This window comes from Pseudomonas fluorescens (assembly GCF_001648775.1).
Classification (GTDB): domain Bacteria; phylum Pseudomonadota; class Gammaproteobacteria; order Pseudomonadales; family Pseudomonadaceae; genus Aquipseudomonas; species Aquipseudomonas fluorescens_M.
Genome location: NZ_LVEJ01000002.1, coordinates 245,736 through 268,623, shown reverse-complemented (window position 1 = coordinate 268,623; position 22,888 = coordinate 245,736). Strand labels below are relative to the sequence as shown.

General features: G+C 59.3%; 22 protein-coding genes. 4 read left to right on the top strand and 18 right to left on the bottom strand.

Translation table 11 applies throughout. The features are described 5' to 3' along the window. Positions 1–10: 10 nt before the first annotated feature. From A8O26_RS04105 to ccoG, 3 genes are all read right to left on the bottom strand, one after another. Positions 11–2,461, bottom strand: coding sequence for a heavy metal translocating P-type ATPase (locus A8O26_RS04105; protein ID WP_064116886.1), 2,451 nt, complete (start codon positions 2,459–2,461; stop codon positions 11–13). Positions 2,462–2,890: 429 nt separating this feature from the next. Then, a complete protein-coding gene (locus A8O26_RS04100) occupies positions 2,891–3,430 on the bottom strand; it encodes a FixH family protein (RefSeq protein WP_064116885.1) in 540 nt (179 codons plus the stop codon). An 11-nt stretch (positions 3,431–3,441) separates the two neighbouring features. Then, positions 3,442–4,857, bottom strand: a complete 1,416-nt coding sequence (gene ccoG / locus A8O26_RS04095; RefSeq protein WP_064116884.1) for a cytochrome c oxidase accessory protein CcoG — start codon at positions 4,855–4,857, stop codon at positions 3,442–3,444. 423 nt (positions 4,858–5,280) lie between these two features. Here ccoG and A8O26_RS04090 point away from each other — a divergent pair, with 423 nt between their 5' ends. Then, positions 5,281–6,273, top strand: a complete 993-nt coding sequence (locus A8O26_RS04090) for a metallophosphoesterase family protein (RefSeq protein ID WP_064116883.1) — start codon at positions 5,281–5,283, stop codon at positions 6,271–6,273. Between the two features lie 52 nt (positions 6,274–6,325). On the opposite strand, the gene A8O26_RS04085 is transcribed toward A8O26_RS04090, so the two are convergent. The 10 genes from A8O26_RS04085 to ccoN (A8O26_RS04040) form a co-directional block, all read right to left on the bottom strand. Next, positions 6,326–6,745, bottom strand: coding sequence for a type II toxin-antitoxin system VapC family toxin (locus tag A8O26_RS04085; protein WP_064116882.1), 420 nt, complete (start codon positions 6,743–6,745; stop codon positions 6,326–6,328). After that, positions 6,745–6,999: a type II toxin-antitoxin system Phd/YefM family antitoxin gene (locus A8O26_RS04080; protein WP_172828117.1), complete on the bottom strand. Its 255-nt coding sequence runs from the start codon at positions 6,997–6,999 to the stop codon at positions 6,745–6,747. The genes A8O26_RS04085 and A8O26_RS04080 overlap by 1 nt, the downstream gene beginning before the upstream one ends. Before the next feature lie 529 nt (positions 7,000–7,528). Beyond that, on the bottom strand, positions 7,529–8,512 hold the full coding sequence (ccoP, locus tag A8O26_RS04075; RefSeq protein WP_064116880.1) for a cytochrome-c oxidase, cbb3-type subunit III: 984 nt from the start codon (positions 8,510–8,512) through the stop codon (positions 7,529–7,531). After that, the gene (locus A8O26_RS04070) at positions 8,509–8,694 is read right to left on the bottom strand and encodes a CcoQ/FixQ family Cbb3-type cytochrome c oxidase assembly chaperone (RefSeq protein WP_003175465.1); all 186 of its coding nucleotides are present in this window, start codon (positions 8,692–8,694) and stop codon (positions 8,509–8,511) included. The genes ccoP (A8O26_RS04075) and A8O26_RS04070 overlap by 4 nt, the downstream gene beginning before the upstream one ends. 5 nt (positions 8,695–8,699) lie before the next feature. Then, entirely contained in the window at positions 8,700–9,308 is a 609-nt protein-coding gene (ccoO, locus tag A8O26_RS04065; protein ID WP_064116879.1) for a cytochrome-c oxidase, cbb3-type subunit II, read from the bottom strand. Then, the gene (gene ccoN, locus A8O26_RS04060) at positions 9,308–10,750 is read right to left on the bottom strand and encodes a cytochrome-c oxidase, cbb3-type subunit I (RefSeq protein ID WP_064116878.1); all 1,443 of its coding nucleotides are present in this window, start codon (positions 10,748–10,750) and stop codon (positions 9,308–9,310) included. Before ccoN (A8O26_RS04060) ends, ccoO (A8O26_RS04065) begins: the two co-directional genes overlap by 1 nt. A 484-nt stretch (positions 10,751–11,234) precedes the next feature. Continuing rightward, positions 11,235–12,185, bottom strand: coding sequence for a cytochrome-c oxidase, cbb3-type subunit III (gene ccoP / locus A8O26_RS04055; RefSeq protein WP_064116877.1), 951 nt, complete (start codon positions 12,183–12,185; stop codon positions 11,235–11,237). After that, positions 12,182–12,379 (bottom strand): cbb3-type cytochrome oxidase subunit 3, encoded by a 198-nt coding sequence (locus A8O26_RS04050; RefSeq protein ID WP_008082033.1) that lies wholly within the window; start codon positions 12,377–12,379, stop codon positions 12,182–12,184. Before A8O26_RS04050 ends, ccoP (A8O26_RS04055) begins: the two co-directional genes overlap by 4 nt. A 3-nt stretch (positions 12,380–12,382) precedes the next feature. Beyond that, positions 12,383–12,991 carry a cytochrome-c oxidase, cbb3-type subunit II gene (gene ccoO, locus A8O26_RS04045; RefSeq protein WP_064116876.1) on the bottom strand — a complete coding sequence of 203 codons (609 nt, stop codon included), beginning with the start codon at positions 12,989–12,991 and terminating at the stop codon, positions 12,383–12,385. Positions 12,992–13,001: 10 nt separating this feature from the next. Then, complete coding sequence (gene ccoN, locus A8O26_RS04040) at positions 13,002–14,426, bottom strand: cytochrome-c oxidase, cbb3-type subunit I (protein ID WP_034152830.1); 1,425 nt, start codon at positions 14,424–14,426, stop codon at positions 13,002–13,004. A 95-nt stretch (positions 14,427–14,521) separates the two neighbouring features. Here ccoN (A8O26_RS04040) and A8O26_RS04035 point away from each other — a divergent pair, with 95 nt between their 5' ends. Further along, positions 14,522–15,202, top strand: coding sequence for an alpha/beta family hydrolase (locus A8O26_RS04035; protein WP_064116875.1), 681 nt, complete (start codon positions 14,522–14,524; stop codon positions 15,200–15,202). Positions 15,203–16,712: 1,510 nt separating this feature from the next. Then, positions 16,713–16,874, top strand: coding sequence for a DUF6124 family protein (locus A8O26_RS04030; RefSeq protein WP_253756676.1), 162 nt, complete (start codon positions 16,713–16,715; stop codon positions 16,872–16,874). A gap of 245 nt (positions 16,875–17,119) precedes the next feature. Here A8O26_RS04030 and A8O26_RS04025 read toward each other — a convergent pair whose 3' ends face one another. The 3 genes from A8O26_RS04025 to inhA all read right to left on the bottom strand — a co-directional run bounded on the left by A8O26_RS04025 (position 17,120) and on the right by inhA (position 20,456). Continuing rightward, positions 17,120–18,685 (bottom strand): methyl-accepting chemotaxis protein, encoded by a 1,566-nt coding sequence (locus A8O26_RS04025; RefSeq protein WP_064116874.1) that lies wholly within the window; start codon positions 18,683–18,685, stop codon positions 17,120–17,122. 102 nt (positions 18,686–18,787) lie between these two features. Then, positions 18,788–19,579 (bottom strand): CPBP family intramembrane glutamic endopeptidase, encoded by a 792-nt coding sequence (locus A8O26_RS04020; protein ID WP_064116873.1) that lies wholly within the window; start codon positions 19,577–19,579, stop codon positions 18,788–18,790. Between the two features lie 190 nt (positions 19,580–19,769). After that, positions 19,770–20,456: an isonitrile hydratase gene (gene inhA / locus A8O26_RS04015; RefSeq protein WP_064116872.1), complete on the bottom strand. Its 687-nt coding sequence runs from the start codon at positions 20,454–20,456 to the stop codon at positions 19,770–19,772. 89 nt (positions 20,457–20,545) lie between these two features. On the opposite strand from inhA, the gene A8O26_RS04010 reads away from it, so the two are divergent. Beyond that, positions 20,546–21,529 carry a GlxA family transcriptional regulator gene (locus A8O26_RS04010; protein WP_064116871.1) on the top strand — a complete coding sequence of 328 codons (984 nt, stop codon included), beginning with the start codon at positions 20,546–20,548 and terminating at the stop codon, positions 21,527–21,529. Between the two features lie 8 nt (positions 21,530–21,537). Here A8O26_RS04010 and A8O26_RS04005 read toward each other — a convergent pair whose 3' ends face one another. Further along, the gene (locus A8O26_RS04005) at positions 21,538–22,170 is read right to left on the bottom strand and encodes a BRCT domain-containing protein (RefSeq protein ID WP_064116870.1); all 633 of its coding nucleotides are present in this window, start codon (positions 22,168–22,170) and stop codon (positions 21,538–21,540) included. Between the two features lie 12 nt (positions 22,171–22,182). Next, entirely contained in the window at positions 22,183–22,572 is a 390-nt protein-coding gene (locus A8O26_RS04000; RefSeq protein ID WP_064116869.1) for a hypothetical protein, read from the bottom strand. Positions 22,573–22,888 lie beyond the last annotated feature (316 nt).

The window sequence follows — 22,888 nt, the reverse complement described above, 5'->3', positions numbered from 1 at the left end:
CCCACGCGGCTCAGGCCGGCAGCGGGCGGGTTTCTGACCGGGAGCTGACTGGCGGCGGGCTCGGCAAGCGAGTCAGGCGCAAGGCATTGAGTACCACGGTCAACGAACTGATCGACATGCCGACGGCGGCCCACACCGGAGTGATCCAGCCGAGGGCGGCGAACGGCAACATGAGGCCATTGTACAGCGCGGCCCACAGCAGGTTTTCGATGATTACCCGGCGGGTGCGCCGCGCGAGGGTGAAGGCCTGGACCAAGGCGTCGAGGCGATTGGACAGCAGCACGGCGTCGGCACTGGTTTTCGCCAGATCGGTGGCCGAGCCCATCGCCACGCTGATGTCAGCCGCCGCCAGTACCGGCACGTCATTGACGCCGTCACCGAGCATCAGCACTTTGCGGCCCTCCTTGTGCAGCTGTTGCAGCACTTGCAGCTTGTCGTCCGGGCGCAGGCCGCCGCGTGCCTCATCAATGCCCAGTTCGGCAGCCACACTGGCGACCATCGGCGAACTGTCGCCGGACAACAGTAATGTGCGCCAGCCACGCGCCTTGCACGCGGCGAGCAGGGCGGGGGCGTCGTCGCGCAAGCGGTCGTCGAGAACGAACCACGCCAGCGGCCCTGACGTGTCACCGAGCAGCAGCCATTGGCCAGCCTCATTAGGCATGACCGGCACGGCCGCGCCGCTGAGGGCGCAGACAAACTCGGCCTGGCCGATGCGTAGGCGCTGCCCGCCCACCAAACCTTCAAGGCCAAGCCCCGGCGTGCTGTGGACTTCTTCAGCGGCCAACGGGGCACGGCCGAACGCCCGGGCAATCGGGTGTTCCGAACGGTTTTCCAAGGCCGCGGCAAGGCTCAGGCATTGATCGCTGTCAGGCGCGCCGAGTGGTCGGATCGAGCGTAACACCAAGCGGCCTTCAGTCAGGGTGCCGGTCTTGTCGAAGATTACTGTGTCGATCTGATTCAGGCCTTCCAGCACGTGGCCACGGGTCAGCAGCAAACCGAGTTTGTGCAGGGTGCCGGTGGCCGCGGTGAGGGCGGTCGGCGTCGCCAGCGACAGCGCGCACGGGCAGGTGGCGACGAGCATGGCGAGGACGATCCAGAACGCCCGCGACGAATCCAGCTCCCACCACAACAGGCCGATGGCCGCTGCGGCGATCAGTGACAACAGCAGAAACCACTGCGCGGCGCGGTCGGCGATCTCCGCCAGCCGAGGTTTTTCCGCCTGGGCGCGGTCGAGCAGGCGGACGATGGCTGACAGGCGCGTGTCTTGCCCCAGCGCCTGCACTTCAACAGTCAACGCGCCTTCGACATTGAGCGTGCCAGCGGTCACCGCGTCACCCGGCGTGCGCGGTTGCGGCAGGTATTCGCCCGTCAGCAGCGACTCATCGATGCTCGACTGGCCATCGATGATTTTGCCGTCGGCCGGCAGGATCGAGCCGGCTTGCACCAGAATTCGGTCACCGAGGCGCAGCTCGCTGAGCAGGATGCGTTCACTCTGGCCGCTGTCGTCGAGGCGCAGGCACGAGGCCGGGAGCAGATTGACCAGTTGCGCCGTGGCAGCGGCAGTGCGTTCGCGGGCGCGGCGCTCCAGATAGCGACCGGCGAGCAGGAACAGCGCAAACATGCCGACCGCGTCGAAATACAACTCGCCGACGCCGGTGATCGAGGTCCAGATCCCGGCGATGTAGGCGCTGCCGATTGCCAGCGACACCGAGACGTCCATGGTCAGGTGGCGCGTGCGCAGATCGCGCATCGCCCCTTTGAAAAACGGCGCGCAGCTGTAGAACACAATCGGCGTGGTCAGAAACAGCGCGACCCAGCGCAGGATCGTGTGCAGCTCGGGGCTGAGGTCGATGTTGAATTCCGGCCAGGTGGCCATGGTTGCCATCATTGCCTGAAACCACAGCAGTCCGGCCACGCCGAGCTGGCGCAGGGCCAGACGGTTTTCGCTGGCCAGTTGTTCGCTGGCGCGGTCGGCTTGATACGGATGGGCGGCGTAGCCGATGTGGCGCAGTTCGGCGAGGATCTGGCTGAGCGGCAATTGCGCGTCGGCCCAACTCACGTGCAAACGATGGTTGGACAGATTCAGCCTTGCTTCGGCCACGGCGGGCAGCGTACGCAGGTGCTTCTCGATCAGCCAGCCGCAGGCGGCGCAACTGATGCCTTCCATCAACAGCGTGGTTTCGGCCAGATCGCCCTCGTGGCGAACGAAGGGTTGCTGGACATCGGCGCGGTCGTACAGCGCTAGTTCGTCGGTCAGTTGCACCGGCAAGGCTTCAGGGTTGGCTGACGCTTCGCTGCGGTGTTGGTAATAGCTTTCCAGTCCGCCGGCAACGATGGCTTCAGCCACGGCCTGACAGCCCGGGCAGCAGAACTCGCGGGACTCCCCGAGCACAACGGCGGTGAAGCGGCTGCCGGACGGAACGGGCAGGGCGCAGTGGTAGCAGGGGAATGGGGTGGTCATGGCATCGTCGAGGGGGTAAGCCGTTGCATTGGAGTTGTCCGCTTGCCCTCACCCCAGCCCTCTCCCGGAGGGAGAGGGAGCCGATCGGTGTGAGCCGGAAGAACAGGTTCAGTCGCTGGCATCGTCACTGTCATACGTAACGCCTGCAAGCGCTCAAGATCAGTCCCCTCTCCCAGGGGGAGAGGGAGCCGATCGGTGTGAGCCGGATAAACAGATTCAGTCGCCGACATCGTCACTGTCATACGTAACGCATAGGAGCGCCCGAGATCAGTCCCCTCTCCCAGGGGGAGAGGGAGCCGATCGGTGTGAGCCGGAAAAACAGGTTCAGTCGCTGGCATCGTCACTGTCATACGTAACGCATAGGAGCGCCCGAGATCAGTCCCCTCTCCCTCCGGGAGAGGGTTAGGGTGAGGGGCTTCTGAGCTTGACTCACTTCTTCAAGTCTTCTGCGCCTTGCAGCGGCTCATCACCGAGCAACAGATCCTTGTCATGGTTGACCAGTTCTTCTTCGAACATGCGCCAGACGTGATCATCCTGGCTGCCGAGCAATTCGACAAAGCGACGACCTTCAACCTTGTCGTTCAACTGACCGATGTAACGGCCGGTTTCGGTTTCGCTGCGGGTCAGGACGATTTTGCGATCCTTCTCCGGCTGCGTCGGCGAGATCAGGTTCAACTCCAGGGTCTTCGGTTGGCTGTCGCCGCTCAGGCGCAAGTCGACTTCACCGGTGACATCATCCAGATGCACAGCCGCACGCATCTTCAGATTCTGCGCCAACAATTCACGGTCCAGCGAACGGTTGATGCCTTTGCCGGCCTCGTAATAGTTGTCGTTGACCAGGTTGTCCGGGTTGTTCACCGCGATGGTCACCATCGACAGGGTCAGGGTCACCGAACAGGCCAGAATCCCGATGATGATCCATGGCCAAAGGTGCTTGTACCAGGGACTTGCGGCGTTTGCTGCGGGCATGTTCAGTACTCTCAACGGATTTGTGGGCCGATGAATCGGCTCTTGGCTTCAACGTGGACGCTGTCGTCATCGGCATCCTTGAGGATGAATTTCACCTCGTTGGTGCTCGACGGCAGTTGTTCCGGTGCGCTCGACAACTCGACCGGCATGCTGAAAATCTCGCCGGCCGGCACTTTGATTTCGCGTTTGCCTTGCAGGCGCAGATCCGGCAAACCGCTGGCTTCCAGCACATAGGTGTGGTCGCGCTGGTCCTTGTTCATGATCTTCAGGCTGTAGACGTTTTCGATCCGGCCTTCGGCGTTCTCGCGGTACAGCACACGGTCCTTGCTGACGTCGAAACCGACCAGCGAGCGCATGAAGAACGCGGTGACCAACAGGCTGATCATCGCCAGCAGCACGATGGCGTAGCCAATCAGGCGCGGGCGCAGTTTATGGGTTTTCTGCCCGGACAGGTTGTGCTCGGTGGTGTAGCTGATCAACCCGCGCGGGTAATCCATTTTGTCCATGATGCTGTCGCAGGCATCGATGCATGCCGCGCAGCCGATGCACTCGATCTGCAGGCCGTCACGGATGTCGATGCCGGTCGGGCAGACCTGCACGCACATCGTGCAATCGATGCAATCGCCCAGGCCCAGGGCCTTGTAGTCGACGCCTTTCTTGCGCGGGCCACGGCTTTCACCGCGCCGCGGGTCGTAGGAAACGATCAGCGTGTCCTTGTCGAACATCACGCTCTGGAAGCGCGCATACGGACACATGTAAATGCACACCTGCTCGCGCAGCCAACCGGCGTTGCCGTAGGTGGCGAGGGTGAAGAAACCGACCCAGAAGTACGACCAGCCGTCAGCCTGGCCGGTGAAGAATTCGAAAACCAGTTCGCGGATCGGCGAGAAGTAGCCGACGAAGGTCATGCCGGTGACAAAACCGATCAACAGCCACAGCGCGTGTTTGGCGAATTTGCGCGCGAACTTGTTGGCGCTCATCGGCGCCTTGTCGAGTTTGATGCGCTGGTTGCGGTCGCCTTCGGTGACCTTCTCGCACCACATGAAAATCCACGTCCACACACTTTGCGGACAGGTGTAGCCGCACCAGACTCGGCCGGCATACACGGTGATGAAGAACAGGCCGAACGCGGCAATGATCAACAGGCCTGAGAGCAGAATGAAATCCTGCGGCCAGAAGGTCGCGCCGAAGATGAAGAACTTGCGCTCGGGCAAGTTCCACCACACGGCCTGATGGCCGCCCCAGTTCAGCCACACCGTCCCGAAATACAGCAGAAACAATGCGGCGCCGCCCATCATCCGCAGATTGCGGAACAGGCCAGTGAAAGCGCGGGTGTAGATTTTTTCTCGAGAGGCGTAAAGGTCAACGCTGTTGTTCGCGTTTTTGCTCGGTGGTGTGACGTCGTGTACCGGAATCTGGTTGCTCATCATTGCATCCCACGGCAGTGGAAAAATGCCTCGGTCGATACGTGCCAACCAAGGTCAAAAAGGGTCGTTGCAGTGGCGCAATGATACGCCGGTCGCTCTGGCTCAAGGGTGCGACCTTTGGTCGCGTTGGGTAAAAAACCTGAATGGTGTAGCGAATGCAGCAAAGCATGATGCAGGTCAATTGACTTGTTGAGTATGGCTGAGTTTTTGGTCGCTGCAGACAAAACGGTGGACAGGCTTTTCGCAACAATCTCGCAAAGGCATTAGCTAAGTGTAATGTTTTTAATATGCAGGCAAGTTGTTGCAAGTCTGGGTTAATTAATTTGCAATGGAATAGCGGTTCTATTGTTTTAGGTTTTCAACTAACTTTTGCCTGCGGTTGTTTTGGTTGCCGCGATTTTAATGATAGACAAAAGGAATTGTATGAAAGGCTTATTTAAGTTTTCGCGTGTCTGTGCGCTTGTGTGGGTTGTCGGTTTTATTCCGTCGATGGTGTTCGCTGGGCAAACTCCAAACCACTTGGTATTTGCGTCCGATCCACAATATCCATGGACTGATAAAACGGACAGTGGTGAGGCTGAGTCCCAGTCGGTCAAAGAGGAGCGTTCCCGTGCGTTGATCGAGAGCCAGTTTTCGGATATCGCAAGCTTTCGGAAAAATTTCAGTACATCGCCGGAGAATATCCCGGTCATGATTAATGGCGATATAACGGCCTATGGTCATGGTTGGCAGCGTAGTTGGTTAAGGCCAGTGTTGAACAAATACTTTGGTAGTCACGTGCTTTACGGTCTTGGTAACCATGATTACGAGAAGAATGACTGTTTTTCCGAAAGTTGTGCTGCCGGTAGTATCACCGATTTTGAAGAACATCATCGTGACAAGGTCCAGAATCTGGACCTGAAAATCAGTGGCAGTGCGGTTAACAGACTTTATTCTGGAAGCCTGGCTTATTCCAGGGATGTTGGCGATGTGCACCTTGTCCAGTTGCACAACGAGCCGACATATTCAGTACAGATTTCTCACTTCTTGAATCCGACGACGTTCGATATCAAAAACTCCCTGGACTGGCTGGAAGAGGACTTGAAGGCGGCGCGCAAGAAAGGACAGATTATTATCCTCAACATGCACAAACCCTCCCGCTGGCAGGGCAACGATGAGCAGATCAAGCGATTCACCCAGATCATCGAGGATTACAAGGTCACGGCGGTGTTCGCCGGCCATTTGCATACAAGAGCAGGGCGCTTCTGGCAGGCCCATAATTTCGGCAGCGTACCCGTTTATCTGAGCGGTGCCGCTTCTCAGCAAACTTACCTGATTGCCAGTTTTTCCAAAGACAGGAAGAGTCTGGACATCAGCAAGGTTGAGAATAATAGCTGGCCGAGTCGGCGAGTGGTGGACACGATTCCGGTCAAATAAGTAGGGCTGGCCAGCGCGAACCCCGTCAGTGATCTGGCGGGGTTTTTTGCGCTCAGCTATTGGCAGCGATCCATGGGTTGATCAGATGAACGCCGCTGAGTTGAAAGTCCGCAACATTGCGGGTGACCAACGTCAGCCCATGGACAAGTGCGGTGGCGGCAATTAAGGCGTCGCATTCATTGCTGCGATCAGGCACATGCAGTTGAGCGCATCGGGTGGCGACGGCGGTATCGACCGAAAGAATTCTTCCCGAGAATGCGGGTTTGACGTGACGTTCGAGCCAGTGACGCAGCATCCCGCCTTGTGCCGAGTCGCGGCGTTCGATGCGCAGAATGCCGGTTTCCAGTTCCAGCACGGTGATGGCCGATAAATACAGGCTGGCCGGGGCAACGCTGTTCGCCCATGTCACCACTTGCCGGTCGGCTTGGGGTTTTCGCAGCTCGGAAACGACATTGGTATCCAGTAGAAACATCAGGACAGGTCCACGCTGCGAGGGGTGATGACGGCGCGCTCTGGTTCGAATTCGATGTCAGGCGCATTCGGCATGACCAGCAGTTCGACAATGCTGGTCTGGCTGCCGGTCAGTTTCTGGTACTCCTCAATGCTCAGCAGTACATGGGCAGGCTTGCCACGATCGGTAATGAAGACCGGGCCTTGATGTGTAGCCTTTTTGGCAGCACTGGTGTCCTGGTTGAATTCGCGGCTGGAAATGGTCGTGATGGCCATCATGTTCGGCCTCCGGTAATTCTGATGTAGAAACGTTACTACTTTGCGCTTTGTCCAGCAATCGAAAAGGTGGGTTGCGGACGATCGGTTTATCACTGTCATAACGACACCGGCGAAAGCGCCTCCGTCAAAGGGCGGGGCGCTGGATGTTGGAAGAAAATTCGCTGTGTTTTGCTGCAATGGTCAGGGCAGTCTGCCGCCGCCGAGGCCGTCCAGACCGCCACCATGACCTGGATGGCCCATGGTGTCTGGTGAGCGTGAGCAGGCGGGCGCCACAGGCGTCTTAATCGGTGCTGCGTCCTGAGCAGGGCGGGGCTGCAAACGTTTTGGCAGTGTGCTTTGGGCATTCTTTGACATCTGGACTTCATCCTTGAAGGTTGCCCCGATGCTGTTCATCGAGGTGGGGAAAACCTACAGGGCAGTGCTGTTCAGGTCTATCGAGCAAATGTCTCAAGGCATGAATGCCAGCATGCAAAAAGGCCCCGCCAATCAACATTGGCGGGGCCTTTTTTTGCTTCAGGCGTTGGCCTTATTCGGCGTTCGCTTGCGGTGCTTTTTCACCGTGGGACAGGCTGTAAACATACGCCGCCAACAGGTGAACCTTATCGTTGCCTTGCAGTTGTTCCTGCGCTGGCATCTGGCCCTGACGGCCGTAACGGATGGTCTGTTGCAGTTGCGCGAAGCTCGAACCGTAGATGAACGCGGCCGGATGAGTCAGGTTAGGTGCGCCCATCGCTGGCGTACCTTTGCCTTCCGGGCCGTGGCACGCCACGCAGTTGCCGGCGAACAGTTTCTGGCCGTTAGCGACATCTGCCTTGGTACCTTCCGGCAGCTTGCGACCATCAAGGTTGCTCACCACGAAAGCGGCAACGTCGGCAACGCCTTGCTCGCCAATCACTTCGGCCCAGGCCGGCATCACTGCGTGACGACCGCCCATGATGGTGGTCTTGATGGTTTCCGGCTCACCGCCCCAGCGCCAGTCGGCGTCGGTCAGGTTAGGGAAACCGTAGGCACCCTTGGCGTCGGAGCCGTGGCACACCGAGCAGTTGGAGGCGAACAGGCGGCCACCCATTTTCAGTGCCTGCGGATCCTTGGCGACTTCTTCGATTGGCATCGCCGCGAACTTGGCGAAGATCGGACCGAACTTGGCGTCCGAACGGGCCATTTCCTTTTCCCACTCGTGCACGCCGGTCCAGCCGGTCTGGCCGTTGGCGAACGCGGTCTGCTTGTCGTTATCGAGGTAGTTGTAACCCGGCAGCAGGCCTTTCCAGTTGCCCAGGCCCGGGTAAAGCACCAGGTAACCCAGGGCAAAAACAATGGTGCCAACGAACAGCATGAACCACCATTTCGGCAGTGGGTTGTCGTACTCCTCGATCCCGTCGAAGGAGTGCCCGACCGTCTCGTCCGTCTGTTCGCTGCGCTGGCCCTTGCGGGTCGACAGCAGCAGCCAGGTCAGGGAAAAGATCGTACCGAGACTGAGGACTGTGACGTACAGACTCCAGAATGTAGTCATTCTTTGTTACTCCTAGAAGCTTGCTCGACGTGCTTGATGGCTTCGGGATCATCCGCAAAAGGCAACAAGGTCGCGTCTTCAAACTCCGACTTGCGCTTGGGGCTGAACACCCAGAGCGCCAGACCGATGAAGGCCACCATCACAACAACGGTGCCCAGGCCACGAATCATCCCGATATCCATCTAGATCACCGTTTGCTTTTGATGATGGTGCCCAGGCCTTGCAGATAGGCCACCAGCGCGTCCATTTCGGTTTTGCCCTTCACGGCATCCTTGGCCCCGGCGATGTCTTCGTCGGTGTAAGGGACGCCGAGCGTGCGCAACACTTCCATTTTCTTGGCGGTGTCTTTGCCGTCGAGCTTGTTTTCCACGAGGAACGGGTACGCCGGCATTTTCGACTCAGGCACCACGTTGCGCGGGTTGTACAAGTGCGCACGATGCCAGTCATCGGAGTAACGACCGCCGACACGGGCCAGGTCCGGCCCGGTACGCTTGGAACCCCAGAGGAACGGGTGATCCCAGACGCTTTCACCGGCGACCGAGTAGTGGCCATAGCGTTCGGTTTCAGCGCGGAACGGACGGATCATCTGCGAGTGGCAGCCGACACAACCGTTGGCGATGTAAACGTCGCGACCTTCCAGCTCCAGCGCCGAACGAGGCTTCATGCCTTCGACCGGCTTGTTGGTGACGTCCTGGAAAAACAGCGGAACGATTTGGGTCAGGCCGCCAACGCTGACGGCAATGACCATGAAGAAGGCCAGCAGGCCAATATTCTTCTCGACAGCTTCATGCTTCATCAGTGAGCTCCAACGACAGCGATCTGGGCAGCGGCTTCGGCTTCAGCCGGGTTCGAGGCGCGCACGGTGCGCCAGACGTTGTAAGCCATCAGGAACATGCCGCTGGCGAAGAACGCACCGCCCAGGGCACGAACGATATAACCCGGGTGGCTGGCTTGCAGCGCTTCAACGAACGAGTAGGTGAGGGTGCCGTCGTCGTTGATTGCACGCCACATCAGGCCCTGAGTGATGCCGTTGACCCACATCGAAGCGATGTACAGCACGGTGCCGATCGTCGCGAGCCAGAAGTGCGCGTTGATCAAACCAACACTGTGCATCTGCGCACGCCCGAACAGTTTCGGGATCATGTGGTAGATCGCGCCGATCGAGATCATCGCCACCCAGCCCAGCGCGCCGGCGTGTACGTGGCCGATGGTCCAGTCGGTGTAGTGCGAGAGCGAGTTGACGGTCTTGATCGCCATCATCGGACCTTCGAAGGTCGACATGCCGTAGAACGCCAGGGAAACCACGAGGAAGCGCAGGATCGGGTCGGTGCGCAGCTTATGCCAGGCGCCCGACAGGGTCATCATGCCGTTGATCATGCCGCCCCAGCTTGGCGCCAGGAGAATGATCGACATCGCCATGCCCAGCGATTGTGCCCAATCCGGCAGTGCGGTGTAGTGCAGGTGGTGCGGGCCGGCCCAGATGTACAGGGTGATCAGTGCCCAGAAGTGCACGATCGACAGGCGATAGGAGTAGATCGGACGTTCGGCCTGTTTCGGTACGAAGTAGTACATCATCCCGAGGAAACCGGTGGTCAGGAAGAAGCCCACCGCGTTGTGGCCGTACCACCACTGGATCATCGCATCGGTCGCGCCCGCGTAGGCGGAGTAGGACTTGAACAGGTTCACCGGCAGCGACATGTGGTTGACGATGTGCAGCATCGCCGTGACGACGATGAACGCGCCGTAGAACCAGTTACCCACATAGATGTGCTTGGTTTTGCGCTTGGTGATGGTGCCGAAGAACACCAGACCGTAGGTGACCCAGACAATGGCCAGCAAAATGGCGATCGGCCATTCCAGTTCCGCGTATTCCTTGGTGGTGGTGTAACCCAGCGGCAAGGTAATGATTGCGCCGACGATGACCGCTTGCCAGCCCCAGAAGGTGAAGGCGGCGAGGCTGTCGGAGATCAGTCGCGTCTGGCAGGTTCGCTGCACGACATAGTAGGAAGTGGCAAACAGTGCACAACCACCGAAGGCGAAAATCACCAGGTTTGTGTGCAACGGGCGCAGGCGTCCAAAGCTCGTCCACGGCAGACCGAAGTTCAACTCCGGCCAGACCAGTTGCGAGGCGATGAAGACACCGAGCCCCATGCCAAGGATCCCCCAGACCACCGTCATGATGGCGAACTGGCGGACTACCTTATAGTTATAAGCAGTCGGACTGATTGCTGTGCTCATTCTAAGGTTCCACGGTTTGGGTGTTTTATTAGGATTAAAATCGGCCGCAAGTATGCAGAGAGCAGGGGGTCATTGCAACGCGCCATGACCTGGGTCAATGCTTTCCAAGGCTGATTCTGCGGCCTTTCCATGCGCCGCGTAAGGACAAAATCAGCCTCGGACAAAATGTCGCAGCGGACGAAAAAAGCGAGGGGTTCAGGTCACTTGTAACGAGGTATGTTCGAACGGCCAGTTCGCCTGATGAATGGCAATCGGCGCGACAGCCGGTATCTACCGGCCTTTGCGGCGAGTCTGTCAGCCAATTCATCGAACACATCGCTCGGGGTCGACCTGGAACCGGCACGGGCCAGTCCGCATCGAGCAAGCGTAGACCCGAATCCGGGGAACCGAAAGGTGAGGGTGTGAAGGGGTGCGACAATGCGTCGCAAAGGGGCAGGATGCTGCCGCACCGAGAAAGGTGCGGCATAGGTGTACGCAATGTGTACTACTTGTTGTCTTCAGTAATAAGTTTTTCTGTATTCAATTCGTGCGACAGGCTGTACACATAAGCGGCGAGCAATTGCACTTTATCGTTACCCAACAGTTCGTTCTGCGCCGGCATGTGACCCTGACGGCCATGGCGAATGGTCTGTTCGAGTTGGGTCAGGCTGGTGCCATAGATAAATCCGGCCGGGTGCGTCAGATTCGGCGCACCCATGGCTTCAGTGCCGTGGCCGGTTGCCCCATGACAGGCTACGCAGGTGGTGCTGAACGCTTGCTGTCCGGCTTGCAGGTCAGCCTTGTTGTCGGCGGGCAATGGCAGACCGGCCAGTTCATGACGCACATAAGCGGCCACGTTTTTCACCCCGGCCTCGCCCAACACTTCGCCCCAGGCCGGCATCGCCGCCATCCGGCCACCCATGATGGTGGTCTTGATGGTGTCGGCGTCACCGCCCCAGCGCCAGTCGCTGTCGGCAAGGTTAGGGAAGCCGAACGCGCCTTTGGCGTCCGAGCCGTGGCATACCGAGCAGTTGGAGGCGAACAAGCGGCCGCCCATTTTCAGCGCCTGCGGATCCTTCGCCACTTCTTCCACCGGCATGGCGGCGAACTTGGCGAAGATCGGTCCGAATTTGGCGTCGGCCTTGTTCATTTCCTTTTCCCACTCGTGCACGCCGGTCCAGCCATCCTCGTAACCGGGCAGGATGCCTTTCCAGTTGCCCAGGCCTGGATAGAGGATCAGATAGCCCACGGAAAACACCAGCGTGCCGGCGAACAGCATGAACCACCACTGCGGCAGCGGATTGTCGTACTCCTCGATGCCGTCGAAGCTGTGCCCCATGGTCTGGTCGACGCTGCCTTTGGTTTCGCCCCGGCGGGTGCCGATCAGCAGCCACGTCAGGCCGATCAGGCTGCCGATGGTCAGTACGCAGATCCACGTACTCCAGAAGGTGGTCATGGCCGGGTACTCCTTGTCTCATTTGCTTGGGTTGTTTCGGCTTGCGGTTCGTCGGCGAACGGCAGCAGACGTGCTTCGGCGAATTCCGGCGTGCGCTTGCGGTTGAACACCCAAAGCGTCAGACCGACGAAAGCGACGAACACCACGACTGTGCCGAGGCCGCGGATCAGGCCTGCACTCATTTCAATGACCATGGCTCACCTCTTGCTCTTGATCGCAGTGCCGAGCACTTGCAGGTAGGCGACGAGGGCGTCCATTTCGGTCTTGCCCTTGAGGCTGGCCACCGCGCCGCTGATGTCGTCGTCGGTGTACGGCACGCCGAGGGTGCGCATGACTTTGAGCTTCGTTTCGGTGTGGCTGCTGTCGACCGCTTGCGTGACCAGCCACGGGTAGGCCGGCATCTTCGATTCCGGTACGACGTTGCGCGGGTTGTACAAGTGTGCGCGGTGCCAGTCATCCGAGTAGCGTGCGCCGACCCGTGCGAGGTCCGGACCGGTACGTTTCGAGCCCCACAGGAACGGGTGATCCCAGACGCTTTCACCGGCCACCGAGTAGTGCCCGTAGCGCTCGGTTTCGGCGCGGAACGGACGGATCATCTGCGAGTGGCAACCGACGCAGCCTTCGCGGATATAGATGTCGCGACCTTCCAGTTGCAGCGCGGTGTAGGGCTTCATGCCTTCCACCGGTTTGTTGGTGACGTCCTGGAAGAACAGCGGGACGATCTGGGTCAGGCCGCCGATGCTCACGGCAAAGACCATGAGCAACATCAACAGGCCGACGTTCTTTTCAATCGTTTCATGTTTCATGGCGGACTCCTCAGGCCATCTGCGCGGCAGCAACGACGTCAGCAGGCTGCGAGGCCCGCACGGTGCGCCAGGTGTTGTAAGCCATCAGGAACATGCCGCTGAGGAAGATCGCCCCACCAATCAGCCGCACGACGAAGCCTGGGTGGCTGGCCACGAGGGTTTCGACGAAGGAGTAGGTCAGCGTGCCGTCCTCGTTGACTGCGCGCCACATCAGGCCCTGGGCGATGCCGTTGACCCACATCGACGCGATGTAGAGCACGGTGCCGATGGTCGCGAGCCAGAAGTGCGCGTTGATCAGGCCGACGCTGTGCATCTGCGCCTTGCCGAAGATTTTCGGGATCATGTGGTACAGCGCACCGATGGAAATCATCGCTACCCAGCCGAGGGCGCCGGCGTGTACGTGGCCGATGGTCCAGTCGGTGTAGTGGGAGAGGGCGTTGACGGTCTTGATCGCCATCATCGGACCTTCGAAGGTCGACATGCCGTAGAACGCCAGCGACACCACGAGGAAGCGCAGGATCGGGTCGCTGCGCAACTTATGCCAGGCGCCCGAGAGGGTCATCATGCCGTTGATCATGCCGCCCCAGCTCGGTGCCAGCAGAATCAGCGACATCACCATGCCCAGCGACTGCGCCCAGTCCGGCAGTGCGGTGTAGTGCAAGTGGTGCGGGCCGGCCCAGATGTACAGGGTGATCAGGGCCCAGAAGTGCACGATCGACAGGCGATACGAGTACACCGGACGCTCGGCCTGTTTCGGCACGAAGTAGTACATCATCCCGAGGAAACCGGCGGTGAGGAAAAAGCCTACGGCGTTGTGGCCGTACCACCACTGCACCATCGCGTCGGTTGCACCGGCATACACCGAGTAAGACTTGGTGAAACTCACCGGCAACTCAAGGTTGTTGACGATGTGCAGAATCGCCACGGTGATGATGAACGCGCCGAAGAACCAGTTGCCCACATAAATGTGCTTGGTCTTGCGCTGCATGATCGTGCCGAAGAACACGACGGCGTAGGCGACCCAGACGATGGTGATCAGGATGTCGATCGGCCATTCCAGCTCGGCGTATTCCTTGGAGCTGGTGTAACCCAGTGGCAGGCTGATGGCTGCCAGCAGGATCACCAGTTGCCAGCCCCAGAAACAGAACGCGGCGATTTTTGGCGCAAACAATTGGGTCTGGCAGGTGCGTTGCACCGAGTAAAACGAACTGGCGAACAGCGCGCAGCCGCCGAACGCGAAGATCACCGCGTTGGTGTGCAGCGGGCGCAGGCGGCCAAAACTGGTCCAGGGCAAATTGAAGTTGAGTTCGGGCCAGACCAATTGGGCCGCGAGAAAAACCCCGAGCCCCATGCCGACGATGCCCCACACCACCGTCATAATGGCGAATTGGCGGACCACCTTGTAGTTGTAGGCGGTACTGATAGAAGTGTTCATGGTTCCCCATCCACGGTTCAGCCGAAGTGAGCGCGCGCAAGACACGCGGCGAATCCTTCGTCTGGAGTTATAGGCAGACTAAAAGCGAGGCAAGCATGGACAAACAGCACAAGGCCAGTATTGACTGGGATCAATGGGCGCAGTGCGTGCGTGATCATGGATGGTTGTGGGATGCCGCCACGGGTAAGGCTTCGGCGACGTTGATCCTGGCGCATGGGGCGGGGGCGCCGATGGATAGCGAGTGGATGAACGACATGGCTGGGCGCCTTGCCGGGCTTGGGGTGAATGTGTTGCGGTTTGAGTTTGCGTATATGGCGCAGCGGCGGGTGGATGGGGTTAAACGCCCGCCGAATCCTGCTGCGAAACTGCAGGAATGTTGGCGTGAGGTGTATGCCGAGGTGCGGCGTCATGTCGCTGGGGGTTTGGCCATTGGCGGGAAATCCATGGGTGGGCGGATGGCCAGTCTTTTGGCTGACGAATTGGGTGCTGATGCGTTGGTGTGTCTGGGCTATCCGTTTTATGCGGTGGGGAAACCGGAGAAGCCGCGGGTTGAGCATTTGGCTTCTTTGCAGACGCGGACGTTGATTGTGCAAGGCGAGCGGGATGCGCTTGGCAATCGTGAGGCTGTCGAGGCTTACACCTTGTCACCGAGTATTGAGGTGACGTGGTTAGCGGCCGGCGATCATGATTTGAAGCCGCTCAAGGTTTCCGGGTTGACCCATGAACAGCATTTGGCCAGCGCTGCGCAGAAAATAGCCGAGTTTCTCAGCAACTGACCGAGGCGGGCTGAGATTTTGAACTGCACGAAGATCTGCTCCCTTTCCCCTCGCCCCCATGGGGGAGAGGGCTGGGGTGAGGGGGATGGATCTTGGATGCGCTGCAGTTTTCGTTTTGGGTACATATCCATTCCTGCGGCAACGGCCACTTAGGGTTTCGCCCTGACGGCGACTCACTTTTTTTACAAACGCCTAAAAAAAGTAAGCAAAAAAACGCTTGCTCCTACGTACGGCCCGCTCGCTAAAGCTCGGGGTTCCTTCGCTNNGATCCGGGCGCAGCGCCTACGGTTTGCTTCGCTGCACCTCCTCTCGCTGTGTTTGGCTGCGCCAAACGGTCGCTGCGCTCCCACCCCCGGATCAATCCCTCCACTCAGCCTTCCGACGTCGCCCGTGGATCAAGATCAAGAGCAGGCGAGCTGACACTCGGCCTATTGAGTGGTGAAGAGCACGGCGTGGCCGGCTTTTGATTTGCGTTGGATTCGCCCCTCACCCCAGCCCTCTCCCGAGGGAGAGGGAGCCGATTGGTGAGCTTTTCAAAATTTGCGTTCAACGCGGTATCGCAAGTCGGCGCACCTTGCCCAAACACCTCGGTCAGTCCCCTCTCCCTCTGGGAGAGGGCTAGGGTGAGAGGCTTTTGATCTGTTTCAGAATCTGAGCTCGACTCGGTATTTCACGTCGGCGTACCTTGCCCAAACACCTCGGTCAGTCGCTTCTCTCTCTGGGAGAGGGCTAGGGTGAGGGGCTTTTGATCTGTTTCAGAATCTGAGCTCGACTCGGTATTTCACGTCGGCGCACCTTGCCCAAACACCTCGGTCAGTCCCCTCTCCCTCTGGGAGAGGGCTAGGGTGAGGGGCTTTTGATCTGTTTCAGAATCTGAGCTCGACTCGGTATTTCACGTCGGCGTACCTTGCCCGAACACCTCGGTCAGTCCCCTCTCCCTCAGGGAGAGGGTTAGGGTGAGGGGCTTTTGATCTGTTTCAGAATCCGAGCTCGACTCGGTATTTCACGTCGGCGTAACTCTCCCAAACACCTCGGTCAGTCCCCTCTCCCTCTGGGAGAGGGTTAGGGTGAGGGGCTATTTCGCTGACACGATAAAAAACTGGAAGCGCTCACTGTCCAGCATTTCCTGTGCGTAAACGTGATTCCGCGAGCGCGTTTAAAGTACACGAACCGTTACGCCATAACGGCTACAACACCTTGCGCCGTTACCTACGCGTACGCCAGAATCCGCCGGCTTACAGGGCTATGGGGTGGGCTATATCGTTTGCCTGTCACTGCAAATCAGTGATCGGGTTTGGTAGCCCGTCTGTAATAGTTGTGTGGCAACACCTTATAAAGTCTCTTTTTTGAAGATCGATTTTATGGTGGTCATGCGTGGGGCTCACTCGTGAGCGCCGGGTTCCTATTGCAGCCGGTCTACCAACCCGCGTATGGCCACCACCCACGCCAAACTCGCCAAAATTTCGCCCCGTCTATCTCGTCGACCCCACGCTGGATGACGAAACCCCGCTTGTCGAAGCGAGCGAGTCGCTTCTACGCCCACGCCATGGCCGGCAACATCACCAACTCAATCGGCGGCCCGGAGCGCAAGCCACTGCTGGCGCTGCAACAGGTGATCATGCTCAACGAACTGTTGGTCAATCGACTATTGGATAAGCTGAAGTTGCCTTAGTAGTTATGGGGTCAGCCCTCACCCTAACCCTCTCCCAGAGGTAGAGGGGACTGACCGAGGTGCATGTGCGAGGTACGCCGACTTGAGATGCCGAATCGAACTCAAATTCTGAAACGCACAGGGATCGGCTCCCTTTCCCCCTCGCCCCCTTGGGGGAGAGGGCTGGGGTGAGGGGGAATGTTCACTGACCCAATAAAAAACCCGGAAGCTCTCGCCCTCCGGGTTTTTTGTTATCGCCAGTTCAATCAGCGGTTAAACCGCTCCACCAACGAATATTGCGTGTTAGCCGTCTTCGTCAGCTCTTCACTCAGCAACGCCGAGTTATGCGCCTGCTCCGACGTCTGATCCGCCAACTCCGAAATATTGCTGATGTTGCGACTGATCTCCTCAGCCACCGCACTTTGCTCTTCCGTCGCCGCAGCGATCTGCGTGGTCATGTCGGTGATGTTGGCCACCGCTTCACTGATCCCGACCAATGCCTGATCCGCTTCCAGCACCCGCGCTACACCTTCTTCCGCCTGGCGATGCCCGGCTTCCATGGTTTGCACGGCGCTGGATGCAGTCTGTTGCAGCTTGGCGATCAGAGCATGAATCTGCCCGGTCGATTCGCTGGTGCGTTGCGCCAGTTGGCGAACTTCGTCTGCTACCACGGCAAACCCACGACCCATCTCACCGGCACGTGCCGCTTCAATCGCAGCGTTAAGCGCGAGCAGGTTGGTCTGGTCAGCGATGCCTTTGATCACGTCGACCACGCCGCCGATTTCGTCGCTGTCCTTGGCCAATTGGGTCACGGTCAGGCCGGTTTCGCCGACCACCACCGACAAGCGCTGAATGGCTTCGCGGGTTTCGCCGGCGATGTCACGACCGCGACCGGTCAGGCGATTGGCTTCCTGAGTCGCGTCAGCCGTGCGCTGTACGTGGCTGGCCACTTCTTGAGTGGTCGCGGCCATCTGGTTGACGGCGGTGGCGACCTGTTCGGTTTCCACGCGTTGACGTTCCAGGCCGCTGGAGCTGTTGTGCGCCAGGGCGTCGGATTGTTTGGCCTGATCGGTCAGGTGTTCGGCGGTGTCCTGCAGGCGGGTCAGGCAGGTTTTCAGGCGTGCTTCCTGACTGAGGATCGACATTTCCAGACGCGCCTGGGCGCCACGGCTGTCGGTGTACATCTGCGCGATCAACGGGTCGGAAGTGGTCTGCTCGGCCAGGCGCAGCAGGCGCTTGAGCCCGCGTTGCTGCCATTGCAGGCCCATCAGGCCCAGCGGCACCGACAAACCGGCAGCGAGGGCGAAGCCCCAATGCGAGTTCAGCGTCGCGCCGATCACGAAGCTCAGTTGGCTGACCAGAATGAACGGCAGCCAGTCCTGTAGCACCGGCAGCCATTTATCGCTGGAAGGGATCGCCGACTTGCCTTGGTTGATGCGTTGGTAGAGCGCTTCGGCGCGGCGGATCTGTTCGGCGGTGGGTTTGATCCGCACCGACTCGTAACCGACCACCTGACTGCCGTCGAACACCGGTGTGACATAGGCATTAACCCAGTAATGGTCACCGGTCTTGCAGCGATTCTTGACAATGCCCATCCATGGCAAGCCTTGTTTCAGTGTGCCCCACATGTGCGAAAACACCGCAGCCGGGACGTCGGGGTGACGGACCAGGTTGTGCGGCGCACGGATCAGTTCCTCACGCGAAAACCCGCTGATTTCGACGAAAGCGTCGTTGCAGTAGGTGATCACGCCCTTGGCGTCGGTTGTGGAAATCAACCGCTGCTGAGCCGGGAAAGTCCGTTCGCGTTGTGTAATGGGCTGGTTATTACGCATGGTTTTTCAATCCGCAAGGCTTTGAAAGGTTGTCGGCGGTGACAGCTTTTTATTGAAATTTTTTTTCAATAATCAGCACGGCGTCGCAAAACGGCGCTTGCTTCAGCCAGCGAGCATCGGATAGGTGAACAAGCCGAAATGCAGCAGGTTCAGGCCGAAATGCGTGGCGATCGCCGCGCCGAGTCCGCCAAAACGGTAGGCCAGACCATAGCCGACACCCGCCAGGCCTGCCAGCAACACCCAGGTCCAGCCTGCGCCGGCGTGCACCAGGCCGAACAGCAGCGAGGCCAGTAACAGGGCGAGGTTTTCGCCATACGGCAGGTGTTTGAAACGCTGACTGAGGCCGCCCTGTATATAGCCGCGAAACAGCGCTTCCTCGACCAAAGTCACCAGCAGCAGGTTGTTCAGGATCCACAACCATGCCTGATCCGGCCACTTCGGTGCCCAACTGATCACGCCCAGCAACAGCGCGCCGCCGAGGGCGAGAACCGCGCTCAGGGTCAGGGCGAGGGTGGTGGCGTACACGCTCAGACGCAATGACCGCCGCGCGACAAGCCACGGGCACACCAGCAGCAGCCAGAAACCAATCAGCGGTTTATCGAGATTGAGGTACATCGAGAACGGCACGGCGTCGTCGGTGAAACGCTGCGGGTCGATGGCGCGACCGTTGGCGAAACCCGGCAGCCAATGCAGGGCCAGCGCCAAAGCCAGCACGATAAACAGACCGTGACCGAGAAAACGGGCGACCGGCACCTGTTGCTGGCGCACCGCAAAGCCTGCAAATACCAGAAGCCCAATGGAAATCAAAGCGAGCCAGCCGAGGTGACCGTAGCTCAGCGCCCATCCGTAACCGAGGCTGAGAAGCGCCAGATAGAGCCATGGCAAAGCCTTCATCGAAAGTCCCTGTGTAAATTTGTGGAAGGGCTTTCTACACGGGCGAGGGCGTGGGGACAAGTGAAGGTGAGGCGGTAAAGCGGGACAACTCCGATACCGTTGGCCAAACATAAATCCCCTGTGGGAGCGAGCAAGCTCGCTCCCACAGGGGATTAGTATTCCAGAAAGGGTTTTGCGTTTGGCGTGGGATCTAGTGCAGGTTAAGTTTCGCTGCCGCGCGCCCGGTGATTTCCGTGCGCAGCTTCAGCGATGGCGCCGCCCGCAGTCGGGCTTCATCGACAATCGCACCCGGCGCAGTCTCCGGGCTGCCGGAATTGAACGGCGGCGCCGGGGCATATTCCAATTGCAACTGGATCAGTTGCGCCGCGTCGGGGCCCACCAACTCTTCAGCCAACACCAAAGCAAAATCAATTCCCGCGGTAATCCCGCCGCCGGTAAACAGATTGCCGTCACGCACCACCCGATCCTTCACCGCGATCGCACCCAGTGTCGGCAACAGATCGTGATAGGCCCAGTGCGTGGTCGCCCGTTTGCCCTTCAGCAAACCCGCTGCGCCGAGCACCAGCGAGCCGGTGCACACCGATGTCACATACCGCGCCTGCGCGGCCTGACGCTGGATGAAGTCCAGCGTCACCTCGTCTTCCATCAACGCCCCGACGCCACCGCCACCCGGCACACAGATCACATCCAGATCCGGGCAATCCTCAAACGTCGTGGTCGGTTTCAGCAGTAGGCCGGTGCTGGCGGTGACCGGCATCAGATCCTTCCAGATCAAATGCACCTGCACACCCGGCAACGACGCGAGTACGTCATAGGGCCCGGTCAGGTCGAGTTGCTGAACCTGCGGAAACAACAGAAAACCTATCTGCAACGTCATCGTTCTTACTCCATGAAAAGGGGTGGACGGCTTCACTGTAGGCGCGTAGGTTCTGGCGCATACGCCAATCACCCCACGAATTACGCCAAATGCCCAAAGCCATTCACGTACTCGCGTTTGCCAACATGCAGATCCTCGACGTCACCGGGCCATTGCAGGTGTTCGCTTCGGCCAATGACCTCGCCCGTCAGCGCGGCTTGCCAATGCCTTATGCGCCGAGCGTGATCGCCAGCGGCGGCGGGGCGGTGATGTCGTCGGCGGGGCTGGCGGTGTTGGCCGAACCGTTGCCCGAAGCGCCCAGCGATACGTTGATCATCGCTGGCGGCTGGGGCATTTATCCGGCAGCCGAAGATGCGCTATTGGTGGATTGGGTGCGCGAGCATGCCGGCAAATGTCGGCGCGTGGCCTCGGTCTGCACCGGCGCGTTTCTGCTGGCGGCCAGTGGCTGGCTCGACGGCCGGCGCGTGGTCACTCACTGGACCCGCTGCGAGCAACTCGCGCAGCAGCATCCGAATTTGCACGTCGAGGCCAATCCGATTTTCATCAATGACGGCCCGGTGTGGACTTCGGCAGGGGTCACCGCCGGTATCGACTTGGCATTGGCAATGGTCGAAGAGGATCTGGGTAGCGACATCGCTCTGGACGTCGCCCGCCATCTGGTGGTGTTCCTCAAACGTCCGGGCGGGCAATCACAATTCAGCGTGACCCTGTCACTGCAGAATCAGGGCAACCGGTTTGATGAACTGCACGCGTGGATCGCCGAAAATCTGACCTGCGATCTTGGCGTGCCGACCCTCGCCGAGCAGGCGGGGATGAGCGAACGCAGTTTCGTGCGCCATTATCGCGCCGACACCGGCCAGACCCCGGCGCGGGCGATTGAGCTGATCCGCGTCGAAACCGCCCGGCGCTTGCTCAGTGATACTGGCCTGCCGGTGAAACGGATCGCCGCCAATTGCGGGTTTGGCAGTGAAGAAACGTTGCGGCGCAGTTTCCTGCGGGCGATTGGCGTGACGCCGCAGGCGTATCGGGAGCGGTTTTCGGTCAGGGCTGCAGCAGATGCGGTGATGCCTTGAGGGAATGCCTAACCGAACAATACTTTCAACCAATGATCTTCGCCAACAATGGCGATGGGGACGCCGTTTTCTCTGAGTTCAACGGCTTTTTTTATCTTGGTTCCATAGGTACTGTGCAGCCATTGTTCGTTGCCGATGTTGCCAACGACCAGATAATGAACCTTTTTGCTGACGGAACCACCGATCAGTCCGCCTCGTTCGAGGATCAGGGATTCACATTCCTTCCGTGGTCCATACGACATCACGCCGGTAAACAGGAACACTCGATCAGGCAAACTAAGTTCCGGGGCAGGATTATCGAAAGGAAGGCTCGTAGGCGCGTAAGACATAGTCGCAGCACCGGTTGGCAAACCAGTGAATTGATGAAGCATTCCCAGTAATTCCACAGACTCGTCGGCATCCAGCACGCCGTCACTGAGCATGTTGGCAAGACGTCTATAGAGAATGTTTACGACCGGATCTTCCAAGTGCACCAAGTGAGTTTCGATCCAGGTCTTGAGAAACTCGGCTTCCTGCTGGTTAATCTTTCCGTCTGCGGCGAGCCCGACAGCAATACCTGCCAGAGCATCCGCCGAACGCCTGTCTATCCGCGCTTCGTGAAAGAAACGGCTGTTCTGAAATTCCTGATGTAAATCGACCATCGCTGCTTCTCCTTAAGCCTCGGCTTCCGCCACCTGATTGAAATACTTCGTCCGATCCGGGGTAAACGTGACCAGCATCTTTGTCCGCGAGCAGGTCAGCGAACGCTCTTCGCTCAAATCAATATCCAGATCCTCACCGCGCAAACCCTGCCATTGGGCCAGGTATTTCAGCGAGCCATATTTTTCGTTTTTCTTCAGGCTGCGGCTCACGCCACCTTTCCAGCCGAGCACGGGCAGTTCGCCGGTGAGGCATTTTTGTGCGAGGTCGGGGAAGCGGGTGGCGCGCTGGCGGCCGATTTCCCAGCATTTGATCAAGCCTTTGTCCGCGGCTTCCCAGAGCTGGGTGCGGGTCAGGCCCTTGCGAAGAGGGGAGTCGATGCTGCGCTGGACGTGCTGGGACATTCTGGTTCCTTGAATTCGGGTTTTATTGGACAGCTCCGCTGTGCCCGTTGCGGTGGATGGTAGGGGCGGATGTAACAGCTGGCAACAGGGTATTTCCGCGTGTGACTGCGAGTTGCAGGGTAGGGACGGGGCAGAGAATGTTGACCGTCTGTAGTCTTGTGACAGTTGAAAACTGTGGCGAGGGAGCTTGCTCCCGCTCGGCTGCGTAGCAGTCGCAAAGCCAGGCAATTCGGTGCTTCTGGGGGATTGGGGAGGCAGGTTTCGGGGCCGCTTCGCGACACGGCGGGAGCAAGCTCCCTCACCAAAGGGGGAGGGA